The 255-nt window shown below is 54.1% G+C and carries 1 rRNA gene; it reads left to right on the plus strand.

The features are described from left to right. Nucleotides 1-255, plus strand: a 16S ribosomal RNA gene (locus EOE66_RS21690); the annotation flags it as partial.

The raw sequence follows: 255 nt of genomic DNA on the forward strand, positions 1-255 counted from the left end.
TCTTGCAAGACAGATGTGAAATCCCCGGGCTCAACCTGGGAACTGCATTTGTGACTGCAAGGCTAGAGTACGGCAGAGGGGGATGGAATTCCGCGTGTAGCAGTGAAATGCGTAGATATGCGGAGGAGCACCGATGGCGAAGGCAATCCCCTGGGCCTGTACTGACGCTCATGCACGAAAGCGTGGGGAGCAAACAGGATTAGATACCCTGGTAGTCCACGCCCTAAACGATGTCAACTGGTTGTTGGGAAGGTT

Source organism: Rubrivivax rivuli (assembly GCF_004016505.1).
Lineage (GTDB): Bacteria > Pseudomonadota > Gammaproteobacteria > Burkholderiales > Burkholderiaceae_C > Rubrivivax > Rubrivivax rivuli.